Source organism: Labrys miyagiensis, assembly GCF_030160835.1.
GTDB lineage: Bacteria > Pseudomonadota > Alphaproteobacteria > Rhizobiales > Labraceae > Labrys > Labrys miyagiensis.
Map to the genome: position 1 here is coordinate 81,732 of NZ_BSPC01000048.1, position 17,078 is coordinate 98,809.

General features: G+C 63.5%; 15 protein-coding genes. 11 read left to right on the forward strand and 4 right to left on the reverse strand.

The genetic code is table 11. From position 1 onward, the window contains the following. Window positions 1–198: 198 nt before the first annotated feature. On the forward strand, window positions 199–1,002 hold the full coding sequence (locus QQL24_RS21575) for a hypothetical protein (protein ID WP_284314358.1): 804 nt from the start codon (window positions 199–201) through the stop codon (window positions 1,000–1,002). 14 nt (window positions 1,003–1,016) lie between these two features. Here QQL24_RS21575 and miaA read toward each other — a convergent pair whose 3' ends face one another. Beyond that, complete coding sequence (gene miaA, locus QQL24_RS21580) at window positions 1,017–1,940, reverse strand: tRNA (adenosine(37)-N6)-dimethylallyltransferase MiaA (RefSeq protein ID WP_284314359.1); 924 nt, start codon at window positions 1,938–1,940, stop codon at window positions 1,017–1,019. Between the two features lie 18 nt (window positions 1,941–1,958). Here miaA and serB point away from each other — a divergent pair, with 18 nt between their 5' ends. From serB to ilvC, 6 genes are all read left to right on the forward strand, one after another. After that, window positions 1,959–2,855, forward strand: coding sequence for a phosphoserine phosphatase SerB (gene serB / locus QQL24_RS21585; protein ID WP_284314360.1), 897 nt, complete (start codon window positions 1,959–1,961; stop codon window positions 2,853–2,855). A gap of 80 nt (window positions 2,856–2,935) precedes the next feature. Further along, window positions 2,936–3,889, forward strand: coding sequence for a thymidylate synthase (thyA, locus tag QQL24_RS21590; RefSeq protein ID WP_284314361.1), 954 nt, complete (start codon window positions 2,936–2,938; stop codon window positions 3,887–3,889). 132 nt (window positions 3,890–4,021) lie between these two features. Continuing rightward, window positions 4,022–4,531 (forward strand): dihydrofolate reductase, encoded by a 510-nt coding sequence (locus QQL24_RS21595; RefSeq protein ID WP_284314362.1) that lies wholly within the window; start codon window positions 4,022–4,024, stop codon window positions 4,529–4,531. Window positions 4,532–5,064: 533 nt separating this feature from the next. Next, window positions 5,065–6,828, forward strand: a complete 1,764-nt coding sequence (locus tag QQL24_RS21600; protein WP_284314363.1) for an acetolactate synthase 3 large subunit — start codon at window positions 5,065–5,067, stop codon at window positions 6,826–6,828. A 115-nt stretch (window positions 6,829–6,943) separates the two neighbouring features. Then, window positions 6,944–7,486 (forward strand): acetolactate synthase small subunit, encoded by a 543-nt coding sequence (gene ilvN / locus QQL24_RS21605; RefSeq protein WP_284314364.1) that lies wholly within the window; start codon window positions 6,944–6,946, stop codon window positions 7,484–7,486. 187 nt (window positions 7,487–7,673) lie between these two features. Beyond that, window positions 7,674–8,693, forward strand: a complete 1,020-nt coding sequence (gene ilvC / locus QQL24_RS21610; RefSeq protein ID WP_284314365.1) for a ketol-acid reductoisomerase — start codon at window positions 7,674–7,676, stop codon at window positions 8,691–8,693. A 131-nt stretch (window positions 8,694–8,824) separates the two neighbouring features. Here the strand turns inward: ilvC and QQL24_RS21615 are convergent, their stop codons facing one another. Then, window positions 8,825–10,396: an MDR family MFS transporter gene (locus QQL24_RS21615; protein WP_284314366.1), complete on the reverse strand. Its 1,572-nt coding sequence runs from the start codon at window positions 10,394–10,396 to the stop codon at window positions 8,825–8,827. 102 nt (window positions 10,397–10,498) lie between these two features. Further along, on the reverse strand, window positions 10,499–11,653 hold the full coding sequence (locus QQL24_RS21620) for an HlyD family secretion protein (RefSeq protein ID WP_284314367.1): 1,155 nt from the start codon (window positions 11,651–11,653) through the stop codon (window positions 10,499–10,501). A gap of 125 nt (window positions 11,654–11,778) precedes the next feature. On the opposite strand from QQL24_RS21620, the gene QQL24_RS21625 reads away from it, so the two are divergent. The 3 genes from QQL24_RS21625 (at window position 11,779) to QQL24_RS21635 (ending at window position 14,343) form a co-directional block, all read left to right on the forward strand. After that, window positions 11,779–12,438, forward strand: coding sequence for a TetR/AcrR family transcriptional regulator (locus QQL24_RS21625; protein WP_284314368.1), 660 nt, complete (start codon window positions 11,779–11,781; stop codon window positions 12,436–12,438). Between the two features lie 262 nt (window positions 12,439–12,700). Further along, a complete protein-coding gene (locus tag QQL24_RS21630) occupies window positions 12,701–12,970 on the forward strand; it encodes an usg protein (RefSeq protein WP_284314369.1) in 270 nt (89 codons plus the stop codon). A gap of 56 nt (window positions 12,971–13,026) precedes the next feature. Next, the gene (locus QQL24_RS21635) at window positions 13,027–14,343 is read left to right on the forward strand and encodes an SAM-dependent methyltransferase (protein WP_284314370.1); all 1,317 of its coding nucleotides are present in this window, start codon (window positions 13,027–13,029) and stop codon (window positions 14,341–14,343) included. 106 nt (window positions 14,344–14,449) lie between these two features. On the opposite strand, the gene QQL24_RS21640 is transcribed toward QQL24_RS21635, so the two are convergent. Beyond that, window positions 14,450–15,712, reverse strand: coding sequence for an FAD-dependent oxidoreductase (locus QQL24_RS21640; protein WP_284314371.1), 1,263 nt, complete (start codon window positions 15,710–15,712; stop codon window positions 14,450–14,452). Between the two features lie 222 nt (window positions 15,713–15,934). On the opposite strand from QQL24_RS21640, the gene QQL24_RS21645 reads away from it, so the two are divergent. Then, window positions 15,935–16,972 carry a sugar ABC transporter substrate-binding protein gene (locus QQL24_RS21645; RefSeq protein WP_284314372.1) on the forward strand — a complete coding sequence of 346 codons (1,038 nt, stop codon included), beginning with the start codon at window positions 15,935–15,937 and terminating at the stop codon, window positions 16,970–16,972. The last annotated feature ends 106 nt before the right edge of the window (window positions 16,973–17,078 follow it).

Here is a 17,078-nt window from a genome sequence, read left to right on the forward strand (position 1 = left end):
GATATTGCTTCGAATTTATCAATGGAAGAGACAGGCGCCCTCCTGCTGCCATGAGGGCGTTAAATTTCGTTCACGCACGCTTATCGCTGTAGAAACCGTCTTTCCTGTCAAACGCTTGCGGTCCGCCAAGGCTTATCCTAGCGTAGCTGACCTAACGTAATATATCCTCATCGAGGCGTCGATCACAGTAGGTCAGGCATGTGGCCCTTCAAGCGCAAGTCGCTGCTCGATCCGGAGATCATGGAGTGGATGTTCGGGCAGGCCGAATGGCTCCTGACGGCACACTCTCATCGGGCTGCCTTCGCGCAGGCGCAATTGCTGCCTCTGTCGGAGCGGGTGTTTCCGATCAATGGGGTTGCCGGGCACGCCCTTGCCGAGCGCCTGTTTCAGCAGGTGAAGGTCTTTGCCGGAATGGCCGGCCTGCCGATCACGCTCTCGCCGCTCGGAACGAGTGGGCGGTTCAGCGGAGCCACCGGCATTCAGCCCAGGAGCGACGCGGCGGGAACCTATCGGCATGGCGAGCGGGGCAGGGAGATCAGCTATGACGCCGGACTGGTCAAGGTGCCGGCCGATCTGATTGCCGTACTGGCGCACGAAACCGCCCATGCGATCCTCGACCTTGGTGCGCAGCGCGCACCGCCCGGCGATTCGGAATTCGAGGAAATGCGCACGGATTTCACCGCGGTGTTCTGCGGGTTCGGGCTCTATCTCATGCAGTTTCGGGCCGACCGCCGGGTGATGACGCCCGAGATCGCGCATGAGTGGAGGAAGCTGTTCATGTATTACATGACCTTGCCCGAACTCTGCTTCGCCACGGCGCTGTTTTGCAGTGTGCGCGGCATCGACAAGAAGATCGTGCTGCGCGCCGCCCCCGATCTGGCCTACTCCAAGTTGAAACACGCCTTCTGCGATCTCGACCGCCATCAGGACTGGCTGGAAGCCCTGCAGGCAATGGCCAAGGCGGCTGCGCCGACAACACCGAAGCTGCGTGTGATCAAGTAGCGTGGCAACGCTGGTCAGTCGAGGGCTTCCCGCCCCAGGGCCGGCGCATCATCCGGCGAAACGAATCGCCAGCCTGGCATCTGGTGGCGGAACCAGGTGAACTGCCGCTTGGCATAATGGCGCGTGTCGGCCTTAGCGCCGTCCATGGCCTCGCGCAACGGGATCTCACCCCGAAGATGGCGGATCAGGCCGGGCACGCCATGTGCCCGCATCACCGGTAAGGCCGGATCGAGGCCGCGAGCAGCGAGAGCGCGGACTTCCTCGAGCGCGCCCTGTTCGATCATGAGGTCGAAGCGCCGGTCGATCTTGGCATAGAGCAACGCCCGCTCCGGTTCGAGGAAGAGGCGCAGGCAGCGTGAGGCCTCGAGCAAAGGCGCGGAGTGCGCCTCCTGCTGCCAGGACGACAACGAACGCCCGGTCGCGGCGAAGATCTCGAGCGCGCGGATCAGGCGCTGGCGATCGCTCGGACGCAGCCGGGCGGCGGTGGCCGGATCGTCCTGCGCCAGCCACGCATGAAGCGCGGGCGTTTCCAAAGGTTCGGCCCTGAGGCGGATCGCCTCGCGCACTGCTTCCGGCACGGCCGGCATGTCGGCAAGACCCTGCTCCAGCGCCTTGAAGTAGAGCCCCGTACCGCCGATCACGATGGGCAGCCGCCCCTCGTCCTGCACGCTCCGCAACACCGCCGCTGCGTCTGCCCGCCAGCGGCCGACCGAATAGTTGATGGCGCCGTCGACATGGCCATAGAGGAGATGAGGCGCTCGCGCCGCTTCGCTCGCGTCGGGACGGGCGCTGAGGATGTGGAGATCGCGGTAGACCTGCATGGAATCGGCGTTGATGACACTGCCGCTGAAACGTTCGGCGAGGTCGAGAGCGAGAGCCGACTTGCCGCTGGCGGTCGGACCTGCCAGAAGCACCGCATCGAATTGTCTGGCTGTCACCTCAAGTCCTTTGCTGTCATGTCCCTTGTCGCCACGCTGATCTCCCATCCCGACCGGCCCGCCATCAACGCCGAGGCGCTGTCGCGGGCAGCCGAGGCGCTGAGCGCTCCACAGAGCCCGGTGATCCTTGCCCCCGGCATCGCCGCCGACATCGCCTGCGCCGCCGATGCCGCGTCGCAGGCCATCGAGGCGCGACTGCGCGAGGCGCTGGCCGGCATCCCGGTCGATCTGGTGGTGCAGGAAGGCGCGGGACGGCGCAAGCATCTTTTCCTCGCCGACATGGATTCGACCATGATAGGCCAGGAATGCATCGACGAACTCGCCGATTTCGTCGGCGCCAAGGCGCTGGTGGCCGAGATCACCGAACGGGCCATGCGCGGCGAGATCGCCTTCGAGCCGGCCCTGCGCGAGCGCGTGATGCTGCTCAAGGGCCTGCCGGCGGGTATCGTCGACGAGGTGATCCGCGAGCGCCTGACGCTGACCTCGGGCGGGCCCGAGCTGGTGCGCACCATGCGGGCGCACGGCGCCTATACGGCGCTGGTCTCAGGCGGCTTCACCCTGTTCACGGCACGGATTGGCGAGATGGTGGGCTTTGACGAGCATCACTCCAATGTTCTGCTGGTGAAAGACGGCCATCTCACCGGCGAGGTGGCGGAGCCGATTCTCGGCAAGGAGGCCAAGCGCGCCAATCTTGAACGCTTGCGGCGGGAGAGGGGGCTGGCGGCTTCCGACACCGTGGCAGTAGGCGACGGGGCCAACGATCTCGCCATGCTGGGGGAAGCGGGGCTCGGCGTCGCCTTCCGCGCCAAGCCCGCTGTGGCGGCCGCCGCGCGGATGCGGGTGGAGCATGGGGACCTGACGGCACTGCTCTATGCGCAGGGACATGCGCTCCGCGATTTCACGCTTGCATTATGATCGTTTACTCGGCGTTGATCATCGGTGGATGACACTGTTCGGACGTCGCGGAATCGCTCTTGGGAGGTTATATAAGCCTCATGCTCGATCGCACCCACAAACCACATCCCGAACAGGCCTATCTGGAACTCCTCGAACGCGTCTGGCGTGAGGGTTCGCCGCGGCGCGACCGTACGGGCGTCGGCACGCGCGCTCTGTTCGGGCAGACGCTGCGCTTCGATCTTTCCGACGGCACGATGCCGCTGCTCACCACCAAGCGCGTCTCCTGGAAGACGATTGTGCGCGAGCTGCTGTGGTTCCTCGATGGCGGCACCAATATCCGGCCGCTGCTCCGCGACAAGGTGACGATCTGGACGGACTGGCCTCTCGCCAAATATCGCAGTGAGACCGGCGACCCGATCTCCCAGAAGGATTTCGAGGCGCGCATCGTCGCCGACGAAGCCTTTGCCGAGCGTTGGGGCGATCTCGGTCCGGTCTACGGCGCGCAATGGCGGCATTGGCCGCTATTCGTGCCGACCGATGTCGAGGGCGAAGAGCAGCTCTATCGCCGCGATCCCGAAGGCATCGACCAGATCGCCAAGCTGATACACGATATCCGCACCAACCCGACCTCGCGGCGGCTGATGTTCACCGGCTGGAACGTGGCTGAACTCGACGGCATGGCGCTGCCGCCCTGCCACACGACATATCAGTATTTCGTGGCGAACGGCCGGCTCTCGGGCCTCTTACACCAGCGCTCCTGCGATGTCGGCCTCGGCGTTCCCTACAACATCATGACGGCCTCGCTGCTGATCCGCATGCTGGCGCAGCAATGCGACCTTGAGCCCGGCGAGTTCGTCTGGTTCGGCGGCGACACGCATGTCTACGAAAATCACGGCGATCTGGTGCGCGAGCAGCTCAGCCGCACGCCGCTGCCCTGGCCGAAGCTGCGTTTTGCCAGGAAGCCCGCTTCGATCCTCGATTACAAGTTCGAGGACTTCGTGATCGAGGACTACCAGTCGCACCCCGCAATCGAGGCGCCGATCGCGGTGTAGCCTGGGAGCGCGGACGTCCTTGTCCGCTCTTGAACCGGCGGCCTCTCAGACGAAGGCACGACGGTCTCGCATCTTCCTGCTACGCCGAGGTTCCAAGAGCGGACGAGGACGTCCGCGCTCCCAGGAGAGCCCATGCCCGTTCCCGTCATCATGGTCGCCGCCATGGCCCGCAACCGCGTCATCGGCGTCGACAACGGCCTGCCCTGGCACATGCGTTCGGACCTCAGGCAGTTCAAGGCGGCGACCATGGGCAAGCCGCTGATCATGGGGCGCAAGACCTACCAGTCCATCGGCCGTCCGCTGCCGGGACGGCGCAGCATCGTGGTCACGCATGACAAGGCCTTCATCGCCGAGGGCGTGGAGGTAGCGGACAGCATCGAGGCCGCCCTGGCGCGCGGCCAGGAAGTCGCGGCGGAGATGGGTGCCGACGCCATTGTTGTCGCCGGCGGAGCCACCATCTACCAGCAGGCCCTGGCCAAGGCCGATCGGCTGTTGCTCACGGAGCTCGATCTCGAAGCCAAGGGCGATGCCGTCTTCCCTGCCTTCTCGTCGCAGGAATGGCAGGAAATCTCGCGCGTGGCCTTCCCGCGTGGGGAGGGGGACGATGCTTCCTTCGCGGTGGTGAGCTGGCAGCGGCGATAGGAACGGATACCGTGCCCTGAACTCGCTGCGATTGTTGCGCTGGACAAGATCGAGATCGGCTCTGGCCTGACGGCCAAGGACCGCCTGATCGCATTGCCGCCCGATGGGCTGGAGGAGGGCGAGGAGGTGCGCATCGCAGGTCCCACGGATGCCGACAAGGGCATGGCGAGGGCGAACGGGTAGGCGCGATGCAGCGGGACGCAATGGGGGGGTGGGTCTTCAGACCCGGCTTACCAAGAGCATAGGCGGGAAAGAGCCGGGTCTGAAGACCCGCCCCCCGGGAACGTGCAGCAAATATCACTTTCTCGTAATCAGCGCTTGACCGCTTCGACTCAAGCTCTTAAAACCCCGTAACTTTCGCAAAGAGGAGCGCTCCGTTGCGCAACATTCTTATCGTAGGTTTGGCGTCGTCGGTGGAGCGGGCATAGGTCCCGAATCTCCTGCGATGACGCACATGGGCCCCTTGAGGGCCTTTTTTATTGCCTAAAACCCGACGAATGAAATTCGAAGTCTGAAAGCCAAGGAAAAAGGCGATGTCGACGAAGCAAATGACCGGCGCGGAAATGGTGGTGCAAGCCATGATCGACCAGGGTGCCGACACCCTGTTCGGCTATCCCGGCGGTGCGGTTCTGCCGATCTATGATGCGATCTTCCATCAGGAAAAGCTCCGTCACATCCTCGTCCGCCACGAACAGGCCGCCGTTCATGCCGCCGAGGGCTATGCGCGCTCGACCGGCAAGGTGGGCTGCGTGCTGGTGACCTCCGGCCCCGGCGCCACCAATGCCGTGACCGGCCTGACCGACGCCCTGATGGACTCCATCCCGCTGGTGTGCATCACCGGCCAGGTGCCGACGCATCTGATCGGTTCGGACGCCTTCCAGGAAGCCGACACCATCGGCATCACCCGCCATTGCACCAAGCATAATTACCTGGTGAAGCGCATCGAGGACCTGCCTCGCATTCTGCACGAGGCCTTCCTGATCGCCTCGTCCGGCCGGCCCGGCCCGGTGCTGATCGATATCCCCAAGGACATCCAGTTCAAGGTGGGCGAATATTTCAAGCCCACCGACAACATCCACAAGACCTACCGGCCTCGGCTGGAAGGCGACCAGGACAAGGTGAAGGCGGCGGTGGCGCTGATCGCCAGCGCCAGGAAGCCGGTGTTTTATACCGGCGGCGGCGTGATCAATGCGGGCCCGCGCGCCACGGCGCTGCTGCGCGAATTCGCCAAGCTGACGAGTCATCCCGTGACGTCGACCCTGATGGGCCTCGGCGCCTATCCGGCTGCCGATCCGCAGTGGCTCGGCATGCTCGGCATGCACGGCACCTACGAAGCCAATATGGCGATGCATGATTGCGACGTGCTGATCAATATCGGCGCCCGCTTCGACGATCGCATCACTGGCCGCATCGACGCCTTCTCGCCGCATAGCCGCAAGATCCATGTCGACATCGATCCCTCTTCGATCAACAAGAACGTCAAGGTCGATATCGGCATCGTCGGTGATTGCGCCCATGTGCTGGAGCAGATGCTCACCGCCTGGCGCGAACTGAAACCGACGGTGGACAAGGCCGCGCTGAAGAGCTGGTGGAGCGAGATCGAGGGCTGGCGTGCGCGCAAGTCGCTCAACTACCGGCACTCGGACGAGGTGATCAAGCCGCAATACGCCATCGAGCGGCTCTACCAGCTCACTAGGGATCGCGACGTCTACATCACTACCGAGGTCGGCCAGCACCAGATGTGGGCGGCCCAGCATTTCCATTTCCAGGATCCCAAGCGCTGGATGACTTCCGGAGGCCTGGGCACCATGGGCTATGGCTTCCCAGCGGCGATCGGCGTGCAGCTCGCCCATCCCAAGGCGCTGGTGATCGATATCGCCGGCGAGGCCTCGATCCAGATGATGCTGCAGGAGATGTCGACGGCGGTGCAGTACCGCCTGCCGGTGAAGATCTTCATCCTCAACAACGAATATATGGGCATGGTGCGCCAGTGGCAGGAATTGCTGCATGGCGGGCGCTATTCGGAGAGCTATTCGGCGGCGCTGCCCGACTTCGTCAAGCTGGCGGAAGCCTATGGCGGCGTCGGCATCCGCTGCTCCAGGCCGGGCGATCTCGACGCGGCGATCAAGGAGATGATCGATTCGCCGCATCCGGTCATTTTTGACTGCCGTGTCGACAAGTCCGAGAACTGCTTCCCGATGATCCCCTCGGGCAAGGCGCATAACGAGATGATCCTGGGCGATGCGGCCGTCGATATCGGCAGCGTGATCGACGCCAAGGGCAAGCAATTGGTGTGATTCCGCGCACGCACTTGCGTGCGCAGGGAGCGCGGACATCCTGTCCGCTCTTCTTTTCCAGCAAGCACATCGTTTCCAAGAGCGGACAGGATGTCCGCGCTCCCAGGAAGATATTATGACCGGATCTGCCTACTTCATGGCCTCCACGGCCGAGACCATCTCCACCCACACGCTGGTGGTCGAGGTCGACAACGAGCCGGGTATTCTTGCCCGCGTCGTCGGACTGTTCTCGGGCCGCGGCTACAATATCGAGAGCCTTACGGTGTCCGAGACCCAGCATGCCGAGCATGTCTCGCGCATCACGGTGGTGACCACGGGCACCAAGAGCGTGATCGAGCAGATCAAGGCGCAGCTCGACCGCCTCGTGCCGGTGCACAAGGTGGTCGACCTCACCGAGACCGGCAGGGCGCTGGAGCGCGAGCTGATGCTGATCAAGGTGCGCGGCAAGGGCGAGCAGAGGGGCGAGGCCCTGCGTATCGCCGATGCCTTCCGCGCCCGCGTCATCGACGCCACCGTCGAGAGCTTCGTGTTCGAGCTCACCGGCAGGGGCGACAAGCTCGACCAGTTCATCGAGCTGATGCGCCCGATCGGCCTCGTCGAAGTCTGCCGCACCGGCATCGCCGCCATTTCGCGCGGCCCGGACCCGCTCGGTGGCTGAGCCGCCTTTCACCCTCCCCTTGATGGGGAGGGTGTAGATCGAGTTTCCATCGTCTTATTACTCGAGCGCGAAATAAACAAAGCTTCCCGCGCTTTTTCCCGCAACGAAACTTGCCACCCACCCGATGAAGGGCTATTCGCCCCCATCAATCATCTTCCCCCTGGAAATGTCTGAAGGACGAAGGACCATGCGCGTTTATTATGATCGTGACGCCGATCTCAACCTGATCAAGAAGAAGAAGGTCGTCATCGTCGGCTATGGCTCCCAGGGCCGCGCCCATGCGATGAACCTCAAGGATTCCGGCGTCAAGGACATCGCCATCGCGCTGCGCCCCGACTCCACCACCGCCAAGAAGGTCGAGGCCGACGGCCTCAAGGTCATGACCGTGCCGGAAGCCGCCAAGTGGGGCGACCTCCTGATGATGGCGACCCCTGACGAGCTGCAAGCCGACATCTATCGCGACGAGATCGCGCCCCACATCAAGGACGGCGCCGCCATCGCCTTCGCCCACGGCCTCAATGTGCATTTCGGCCTGATCGAGCCGAAGAAGACCGTCGACGTCATCATGATCGCCCCGAAGGGCCCGGGCCACACCGTGCGCGGCGAATACCAGAAGGGCGGTGGCGTGCCCTGCCTGATCGCCGTCCATCACGATGCTTCCGGCAACGCCCATGACATCGCGCTCTCCTACGCCTGCGGCGTCGGCGGCGGCCGTTCGGGTGTGATCGAGACCAACTTCAAGGAAGAGTGCGAGACGGACTTGTTCGGCGAGCAGGTCGTGCTCTGCGGCGGCCTGGTCGAGCTGATCCGCGCTGGCTTCGAGACGCTGGTGGAAGCCGGCTACGCTCCCGAAATGGCGTATTTCGAGTGCCTGCACGAGGTGAAGCTAATCGTCGACCTCATCTACGAGGGCGGCATCGCCAACATGAACTATTCGATCTCCAACACCGCCGAGTGGGGCGAATATGTCTCCGGCCCGCGCATCATCACCGATGCGACCAAGGCCGAGATGAAGCGTGTGCTCAAGGACATTCAGACCGGCAAGTTCACCTCGGAATGGATGCAGGAATACCGCGCCGGCGCTTCGCGCTTCAAGGGCATCCGCCGCCAGAACGACGCCCACCAGATCGAAGCCGTCGGCGAGAAGCTGCGCGGCATGATGCCCTGGATCGGCAAGAACAAGCTGGTCGACAAGGCCCGCAATTAAGCTGGGAGCGTGGACTTCCAGTCCGCTCTTGGAAACAGCTCGAATAAAAGAGAGGGCGCCAACCATAACGTTGGCGCCCTTGTCGTTTGCGTAGGCGGTTCAAGAGCGGACTGGAAGTCCGCGCTCCCAGGTTAGTGCGTCCCGGCCCCGCCCGTCACTTGTCCCTTGCGGGCGAACAGCAGCGAGACGGCGGCGATCGCCAACATCACGCCGATCACGGCGAAGGTGTCGCTGAAGCCCAGGATCAGGGCCTGCTTCTTGACGATGTTGCCGAGGGCGGCGATCGCCTTGTGATGGGCGAGGGCCTGGTCGGTGATGCCGTGCGACTGAAAATAGCCCGTCATCTGGTCGATGCGCTCGCGCACCACGTCCCGATAGGTCGTCACTGACTGGCCGATGATGTTGGAGTGGAACTGCTCGCGCTTGGTGATGATGGTCGAGAGGCTCGCCGTGCCGACCGCGCCGCCGAGATTGCGCAGCATATTGAACAGGCCCGAGGCATTGGCGGCGTCCTTGGGACCGATGCCGAGCATGGCGATCGCCGTCAGCGGCGTGATCACCATGGCCTGGCCGACCGCGCGCACCATGTTGGGCACGAAGAACTGGTCGCCCGAATAGTTCGCCGACATCGAGATGTTCATGAAGCAACTGATGGCGAACAGCGCGATGCCGACAAAGCCGATATGGCGCACGTCGAAGCTCTTCATCATGCGCGGTACCAGCGGGATGAGCAGGAGCTGGGGCAGGCCGGTCCAGGCCAACACCTGGCCGATCTGCTCGGCATTATAGCCCTGCACCTGGCCGAGATATTGCGGCAGCACATAGACCGAGCCGAACAGGGCGAAACCGACCAGCACATTGGACAGCGTGCCGATACCGAAATTGCGGTTCTTCAGCAGTCTGAGATCGACCAGCGGCTTGCTCACCGTCAGCTCGATCCAGATGAAGGCGCTGAGGAAGACGAAGGCGGTGACGGCGAGGCGCACGATGAAGGTGGACTGGAACCAGTCGTCCTTGTTGCCTTCTTCAAGCATGGTCTGCAGAGCCGACAGACCGACAGCCATAGTGATGATACCCGCCCAGTCGCCCTCCTTGAGGAGACCGAAGTTCATCGGCTCGCGCTCCAGCGTGAAATAGAGCGCGATCACCATGATGATGCTCGGGGCCGTGTTGATGAAGAAGATGGTCTGCCAGCCATAATTCTCGGTGAGGTAGCCGCCGATGGTGGGGCCGATGGCGGGCGCGAAGGTCACCGCGAGGGCAAACATCGCCATGCCGACCGGCTGCTGGGCCTTGGGCAGCTTGGTGACCACCATGGTGAAGGCCATGGGGATCAGCACACCGCCGGCGAAACCCTGCAGGCCGCGCATGGCGATCATCGAGCCGAGATCATGGGTGAAGGCGCAGGCCATCGAGAACAGGGCGAAGAACACCGTGCTCGCGATCATGTAATTGCGGAAGGAGAAGACGCGACTGAAATAATTGGTCAGCGGGATCACCACGATCTCGCCGATCAGATAGGAGGTCGAGATCCAGGCGCCATTGTCGACGCCGGTGCCGATGCCGCCCTCGATATCGAGCAGCGATGCATTGGTGATCTGGATATTGAGGATGGCCATGAAGGCGCCGATCATGCCGGCGAGGATTGCAATCCAGGTGGTGATGCTGGCCTTTTCAGGGGCTGGGATGGCTGGGTTGGACATGGACGTGATTCCCTGGGAGTGCGGACGTCCTCGTCCGCCTCTTGGAAACGCGACGGGTTGGGGTTGGGGGAAGAGTGGACGAGGACGTCCGCGCTCCCGGGATTACTTCGTCTCGATCGTCGGGTAGACCGACATGCCGGGGCGCAACTCGCTCGCCAGCGGGCTGCCGGCATCGAGCACGATCTTCACCGGGATGCGCTGCACCACCTTGGTGAAGTTGCCGGTGGCGTTATCGGGCGGCAGTAACGCGAATTCCTGTCCGCTCGCCGGGGCCAGGCTGTCGACATGGCCCTTGAAGCTGGCGCCTGGGAACATGTCGACATCGATATCGACGGGCTGGCCGGCGTGGACGTCGGTGAGCTGGGTCTCCTTGTAGTTGGCCACGATATAGGCCGCCTGCGTCGGCACCACCGCCATCAGCTGCGTGCCAGCCTGGACATATTGGCCGACCCTGAGCGTGCGGTTGCCGACCACGCCAGCCACCGGCGAGACGACGTTCGTATAGGACAAGTTGAGTTCGGCCTGGTGCTGCACCGCCTGGTCATGGGCGAGCGTAGCCTGCGCCTGGGCCAGCTCGGCCTTTAGGCTGTCGACCTGCTTGGTTGCGGTGACCAGGGCAGCGGTATCGCGCTGGATGGTGGCGCGGGCGGCCAAGATGCGGGCACTCGCCTGCTGGGCGTTCTGCACGCTGCCGAAGCCCTGATTGGCGAGGGAGGCATAGCGCTTGTCGTCCTGTTCGGCGAAGGTCTCGTTGGCTTGGTCGACCGTGATCGTCGCTTTGGCGGCGTCGATGATCGACTGCTGGGTGTCGAGCGCCGCCTGCTTGCCGGCGATGGCCGCCTGGGCGGCGAGGACATCGGCCTTGGCCTGGTCGAGCGCCACCTTGAAGTCGCGGTCGTCAATGCGGGCGAGCACCTGGCCGGCCTTGACGGTTTCATTGTCGCCGACCAGGACGTCAGAAAGGTAGCCCGAAATCTTGGGAGCGATGGTGGTGTTGTCGGCCTGGACATAGGCATCGTCGGTCGAAACCTGGAAGCGGCCGACCGTCCAGTACTGTTCGCCGTAATAGGCGGCGCCGGCGAGAATCAGCAAGCTGGCGCCGATCAGGAGCGGTTTGCGCAGGCGGCTCTTCTTCGTGGGAGCAGGGGGTGCAACAACGGGGGGCACGGCCGGCTTGGCGGTGATATCCAGGCCGGGAGCAGCCTCGGCGGCCGGAATTGGGCGGTCGATCTCGAGGGATGGGGAATGCTTGGTCATGTTATTTGCCTCGTTTTCCTATGGCCGCCCTTGCAGGGCCGGTCGGCATGTCTTAATTAGGAAATCAATTGTTTTCTAAAATAAGATGCAATAGCCCGCTGTCAATGGAAAATTGGAAAATCGCCATGCGACAAAATCAACTCCTGGTGAAGCGCCAGCGCGGCCGGCCTCAGGTCCGGTCCGATGAGGAGACCCGGCATCTGGTGATCGAAGCCGCGGCCAAGGAATTCCAGGTCAATGGCTATGCAGGCACCAGCATGAGTGCGGTGGCGCAGCGGGCAGGGGTCTCCACCAAGACGATGTATCGGCTGATCCCGACCAAGGCTGACATGTTTGCGAAGGTCGTGGCCGACCGCATCCACCTGTTCATGCTGGTGATCGATGATGAAGCGCTGGACGAGGACGGGCTTGTGCCGGCGCTGGAACGCATCCTCGTCGCCTATGGCAAGCTGACGCTGAGCGAGGAGACGATTGCCCTCAACCGCCTGGTGATCGGGGAATCCGACCGTTTCCCGGAGATCGGCAACGTCTTCTACGAGACCGCCGTGATGCGCACCAACACGGCCATCGAGACCTGGCTGCGCCGGCAGACCGAGCGCGGACTCCTCGACCTGTCGGATACCCAGGCGGCGACCGGCATGCTGCGCGGCATGATGATCATGGAGTTGCAGCGCGCCGTCATGCTCGGGCGCCGCAAAGCCCCCGACGAGGAGGAGATCGCCTACCGTGCCAGGCTTTGCGCGAAAGTATTTCTGAGAGGCTGCTGCGCCAAGGCGCCGAGGTAAACGGTGTGCCGACCTCCAGATCGGCACGGAAGCGCTGTGTATGCGGAAAAGATGCTCATCTCCAGGGCGGTCCTTCCTTGTGACGTCTCGTTTCCATGTCGAGCTGGAGGTCTCACACCGACCTGCGCTTTCTCCTCTGGCAGCACTCTTGGAGGGTGAGTGCTAACATATTGATTTTGAACAATTATTAACAAAATTTTCATTGCAGGAATGTGACTCTTGCGGTGCAATATGCGCGTTACTCTCGCAGGAGGTACCATCTATGGTGTCGGTTGCGTTTCGTCGTCAGTTGGAAGGGTACGGCCTCACCACGGCCAGTATTCTCTATCGCTTGCCAGATCATCCGGCCGTGCTGCAGACCTATATCTGGCAGGAATACGATCTGGCCCCCGTCTTCCCCGAGCTGCACAAATTCCTCGCCTTCTGGCGGGACAGGCTCGAGGGGGCGCTTCATTCGGTCACCGTCTCGCATAGCGGCCTGATCAAGCCGGCTGAATTGCGGGCCGTGGGGCAGGAGTTCCTGCTTCACTGAAATACTGGCGCCGCCAGGAGATCACGGTATAACGCCTCGCAATAGGCGGAGGCTCCGTGGACAGATATATTGAAGTGGCAAGGCGGCTGATCACCCATCTGGCCGACCAGTTGCAGGCGGATTTTGCCGTCGAATTATGGAATGGCGAGGTATTGCCGCTCGGCAAGGACGCCCGCACCGATCTTCGCCTGAAGATCATGAACCCGGAAGCCATTACCAGGCTGGTGCGCAAGGCGCCCTTGGGCAAGGGCTTCGACCAGCTCATCCAGCTTCTGGCCGATGGCAGCCTGCGCATCGAAGGCGGCACCTTGCTCGATGTCGCCGCCCGGCGCGGCAGCATGAACACCAAGGGCCTGTTCAAGCGCCTCAGCAAGGTGCAACTCGCCCGCGGCCTCTGGCCCTTTCTCATGCGCTCGCTCCCGAAGAAAGAAGAGCAGTTGGAGAAGCACGACTATGCCGGCGATATCGCCGACAAGGTCGAAAAAGGGCGGGACGACAAGCCGCTGGTGCAATTCCACTACGACCTGTCCAACGCGTTCTACGGCCTCTTCCTCGGCCCGACCATGGCCTATACCTGCGCCTATTGGCCGAAGCCCGAGACCACGCTCGACGAAGCGCAGACCGCCAAGTTCGACATGATCTGCCGCAAGCTGCGCCTGCAGCCAGGCGATCGCATGCTCGACATCGGCTCGGGCTGGGCCGGCCTGATCTGCCACGCTGCCCAGCATTACGGCGTCACCGCCCATGGCGTGACCCTGGCGCAGGAGCAATACGACTTCGCGCAGGAGCGCATCGCCAGGCTCGGCCTGCAGGACAAGGTGACGGTGGAACTGAAGGACTACCGCGATGTCACCGGCAGCTTCGATAAGATCGCCTCGATCGGCATGTTCGAGCATGTCGGCCTCGACAATCACGACGCCTATTTCCGCAAGATCCACAGCCTGCTTCGTCCGCGTGGCCTCTACCTCCATCACGCCATCGCCCGCCCGGCCAAGCGCAACATGAAGACCTTCCGCAGGAAGCGCCCGGAATTTGCGGCGCTGACACGCTACATCTTCCCGGGCGGCGAGCTCGACACCGTCGGCATGTCGGCCAATGGCCTGGAGAGCCATGGTTTCGAGGTGCATGACGTCGAGGCCTGGCGCGAACATTACGCCCGCACCACCAAGGCCTGGACCGAAAACCTCTACGCCAGGCGCGATGAGGCCGCCGGCGAGGTGGGTGAGGCGAAGACGCGGATCTGGTTGCTCTATCTTGCTGGCTGCTCTCTTGCCTTCGAGCGCTCGGCCGTGGGCATCTTCCAGACGCTGGCCTCGAAGAAGGCGAAAGGCCCGTCGGGGCTGCCGCCGACGAGAGAGGACCTCTATCGGTAGCTCTGGGAGCGCGGACGTCCTCGTCCGCTCTTCCCCTATCGTGGAGCGACCCGTTTCCAAGAGCGAACGAGGACGCCCGCGGTCCCAGCCACGGCGCCTTGCTCCGTCAGGGCTGCTCCTCGGCAAGCCCTCGAATTGGCCGAGGCATTCGCCCTTTCAACCCCGCCAGTTCCTCCGCCTTCTTCCACGAGAACGGCCCCGTCTTCAGTCCTGCCAGCGTCTTGACCATTTCTGTCTTCAGCCAGGGCAGCCTGCCCATCGGGCCAAAGGTGGCGTTGCGCAGCGGGCCTGTGAGCCGGGAATGGGACTGGAAGAACTGCGTCAGGACCGTGCTGGCCATCTGGTAGAAGCGGATATGGGCACGGCGGCCGGCGACGAAGGCGGCGAGGGCTTCGCCGAGATTGCTATGGAGGGCGATGGCATCGGCAAGCGCGGCGGCATCGAGCAGCGCCATGTTGGCGCCCTGGCCGAGCTGGGGGCTGGTCTGGTGCCAGGCATCGCCGATCAGCGCGAGGCGCCCGCGCACCGGCTCCGCGACGGTGAGCTGCGCGTAGCGCGCCTGCGTCAGCTGGTCGTTGCGCGTGAATTGTGCGGTGAGAGCCAGGGTTTCCGGCCAGATCGCCGCGACCTCCTCGCGCCAAGCGCCGAGATCGGTCTGGTTCCAGCGCTCGAGATTCTCCACCGGCAGGCTCCAGAAGAAGGCATCCAGTGGTGCGGGATCGTCGGGCAGGCGCCCCACGGGCAGCACGCCGATCATGAAGCGCGCCGTCCTGTAGCGCTGCTGCAGGGCATCGCGCAGGAAGCCGGTATCGCGCGCGACGCCCCAGACGGCGCCATGCGCGTAGGGCCGGATGTGTACAGGGCCGGCCGCTTCGCGCAGGCGTGAGCGCGCACCGCTGGCATCCACAACCAGGTCGAACGGGCCGAGCCGCCGTCCCATACCGTCCAGGAGGATGGGGCGGCCCGTGAGGTCCTCGACGCCCGCGATATCAGCAGCCTGTTCGAGGGCGATGCCGCGGGCGAGTGCGGCGCCCATCAGGAGGTGGAACAGGCTTGCCCGATGCATCGCCGTGCCATGCAGGCCGGGCAAGAGCTCATCATAGCGCCGGTCGAAGATCAGCGGCCCATCCGGCCCGCAGCGGCCGTAAAGGCGCTCGATGCGCGAGCCCAGTCTCGTGGCCTCCTCCCGCAGGCCGAGGCGCTCGATCACCGCCAGGCCCGTCGGCTGAATCAGCAGCCCGGCCCCGAGCGGCTTGGCCTCTTCGAAGCGCTCGAAGAGCACCGGCCTGTGGCCGGCATCGGCAAGAAAGGAGGCTGCTGCAAGTCCGGCAATGCCGGCGCCGACGATCGCGATGGAAAGGCTGCTCATGTCCGATCCTAGCGTCGAAACGATGCGCGCAACCAGTTGGCACCGCCCTTGATCCACAATTGTGGTAGGGCCGGGAGAGATATTGACGAAGAATCCTAGTTGTCATTTGTCCGAACAATCATAAGATGAGCCGAGCGCAACGGACTCAACTGGCTGCGTCAGGCTCAAAAAGGCCGCATCAATGCGCGCGCATTGAAAGCAAAGATCGCTACGGAGGACATGATGACCAAGGATTCGACGCCGCACACGCGGCGGGACTTTATTCGCACCGCTTCGTTTTCCGCAGGTGCTGCCGCTGCTCTGTTCGGAGGCTTCGGTATGAACCCGGCTTTCGCGGCCGAGGTCGCCGAGGTGGCGGGGCGTTCAGACAAGCCGCTGAAGGCGGCCTTCTCCAATGCCGGCCTTCAGGCCACCTGGTGCGCCCAGGGCAAGCAGGCGGCCGAATATTGGGGCAAGCTCTTCAATGTCGAAGTGACCTGGTTCGACGGCCAGCTCGATGCCGTCAAGCAGCGCGCCGCCATCGACAACATGGCCTCGCAGAAGTGGGACTTCGTCGCCATCCAGGCCTTCGGCATCGGCACACTGACCCAGCCCGTGCAGAAGATGATCGATGCCGGCATCCCGGTCATCGACATGGACACGCTGATCGCCCCGCTCGACAAGATCAACGTGCATTCCTTCCTTGCGCCCAACAATGAGTTCATGGGCGCCTCGGTGACGCAGGCGTTGTGCAACGCTATCGGCGGCAAAGGCAAGATCATCATGACCCAGGGAGCTCTCGGCCATACGGGCGCGCAGGGCCGGGCGAGGGGCTTCGAATCGGTGGTCAAGCAGTTTCCCGGCATCGAGGTGCTCGACACCCAGCCTGCCGACTGGGACGTCACCAAGACGGCCCGTCTGTGGGAGACCTATCTCACCAAATATCCGCAGATCGATGCGGCCTTCTTCCACAATGACGATATGGCGCTGGCCGCGGCCAATATCATGAAGGCCCACAACCGCACCGACATCAAGATCGGTGGTGTCGATGCCATGCCGCCGGCCATCAGCGCGGTCATCGACGGCCGCATGTTCGCCACGGTGCGCAATCCGTCCTGCCGTATCCATGGCGGCGCGATCGTCGCCGGTGTTGCGGCCGTAGTCGGCGGCGAGAAGACCGGTGCAGATGGCATTCCGAAGAACATCGTGACCGACGGTCCCGTGGTGACCAAGGACAATGCCGAGGGCATGCTCTGGATGGAAAAGCACTTCCTGATCTGAGCGGGAATGGTGTGCCTGTCTTCCCGGTGCTATCGACGCATTGTCGATGTCGCCCTGACAGGCACCGCCTTGCTCTGAGGATGCCGGTCCCGCCACATCGACTGAC

Coding starts and splice junctions, on each gene's coding strand:
- QQL24_RS21575 (WP_284314358.1), top strand. CDS start 199: ATGTGGCCCTTCAAGCGCAAGTCGCTGCTCGATCCGGAGATCATGGAG.
- serB (WP_284314360.1), top strand. CDS start 1,959: ATGTCCCTTGTCGCCACGCTGATCTCCCATCCCGACCGGCCCGCCATC.
- thyA (WP_284314361.1), top strand. CDS start 2,936: ATGCTCGATCGCACCCACAAACCACATCCCGAACAGGCCTATCTGGAA.
- QQL24_RS21595 (WP_284314362.1), top strand. CDS start 4,022: ATGCCCGTTCCCGTCATCATGGTCGCCGCCATGGCCCGCAACCGCGTC.
- QQL24_RS21600 (WP_284314363.1), top strand. CDS start 5,065: ATGTCGACGAAGCAAATGACCGGCGCGGAAATGGTGGTGCAAGCCATG.
- ilvN (WP_284314364.1), top strand. CDS start 6,944: ATGACCGGATCTGCCTACTTCATGGCCTCCACGGCCGAGACCATCTCC.
- ilvC (WP_284314365.1), top strand. CDS start 7,674: ATGCGCGTTTATTATGATCGTGACGCCGATCTCAACCTGATCAAGAAG.
- QQL24_RS21615 (WP_284314366.1), bottom strand. CDS start 10,396: ATGTCCAACCCAGCCATCCCAGCCCCTGAAAAGGCCAGCATCACCACC.
- QQL24_RS21620 (WP_284314367.1), bottom strand. CDS start 11,653: ATGACCAAGCATTCCCCATCCCTCGAGATCGACCGCCCAATTCCGGCC.
- QQL24_RS21625 (WP_284314368.1), top strand. CDS start 11,779: ATGCGACAAAATCAACTCCTGGTGAAGCGCCAGCGCGGCCGGCCTCAG.
- QQL24_RS21630 (WP_284314369.1), top strand. CDS start 12,701: ATGGTGTCGGTTGCGTTTCGTCGTCAGTTGGAAGGGTACGGCCTCACC.
- QQL24_RS21640 (WP_284314371.1), bottom strand. CDS start 15,712: ATGAGCAGCCTTTCCATCGCGATCGTCGGCGCCGGCATTGCCGGACTT.
- QQL24_RS21645 (WP_284314372.1), top strand. CDS start 15,935: ATGACCAAGGATTCGACGCCGCACACGCGGCGGGACTTTATTCGCACC.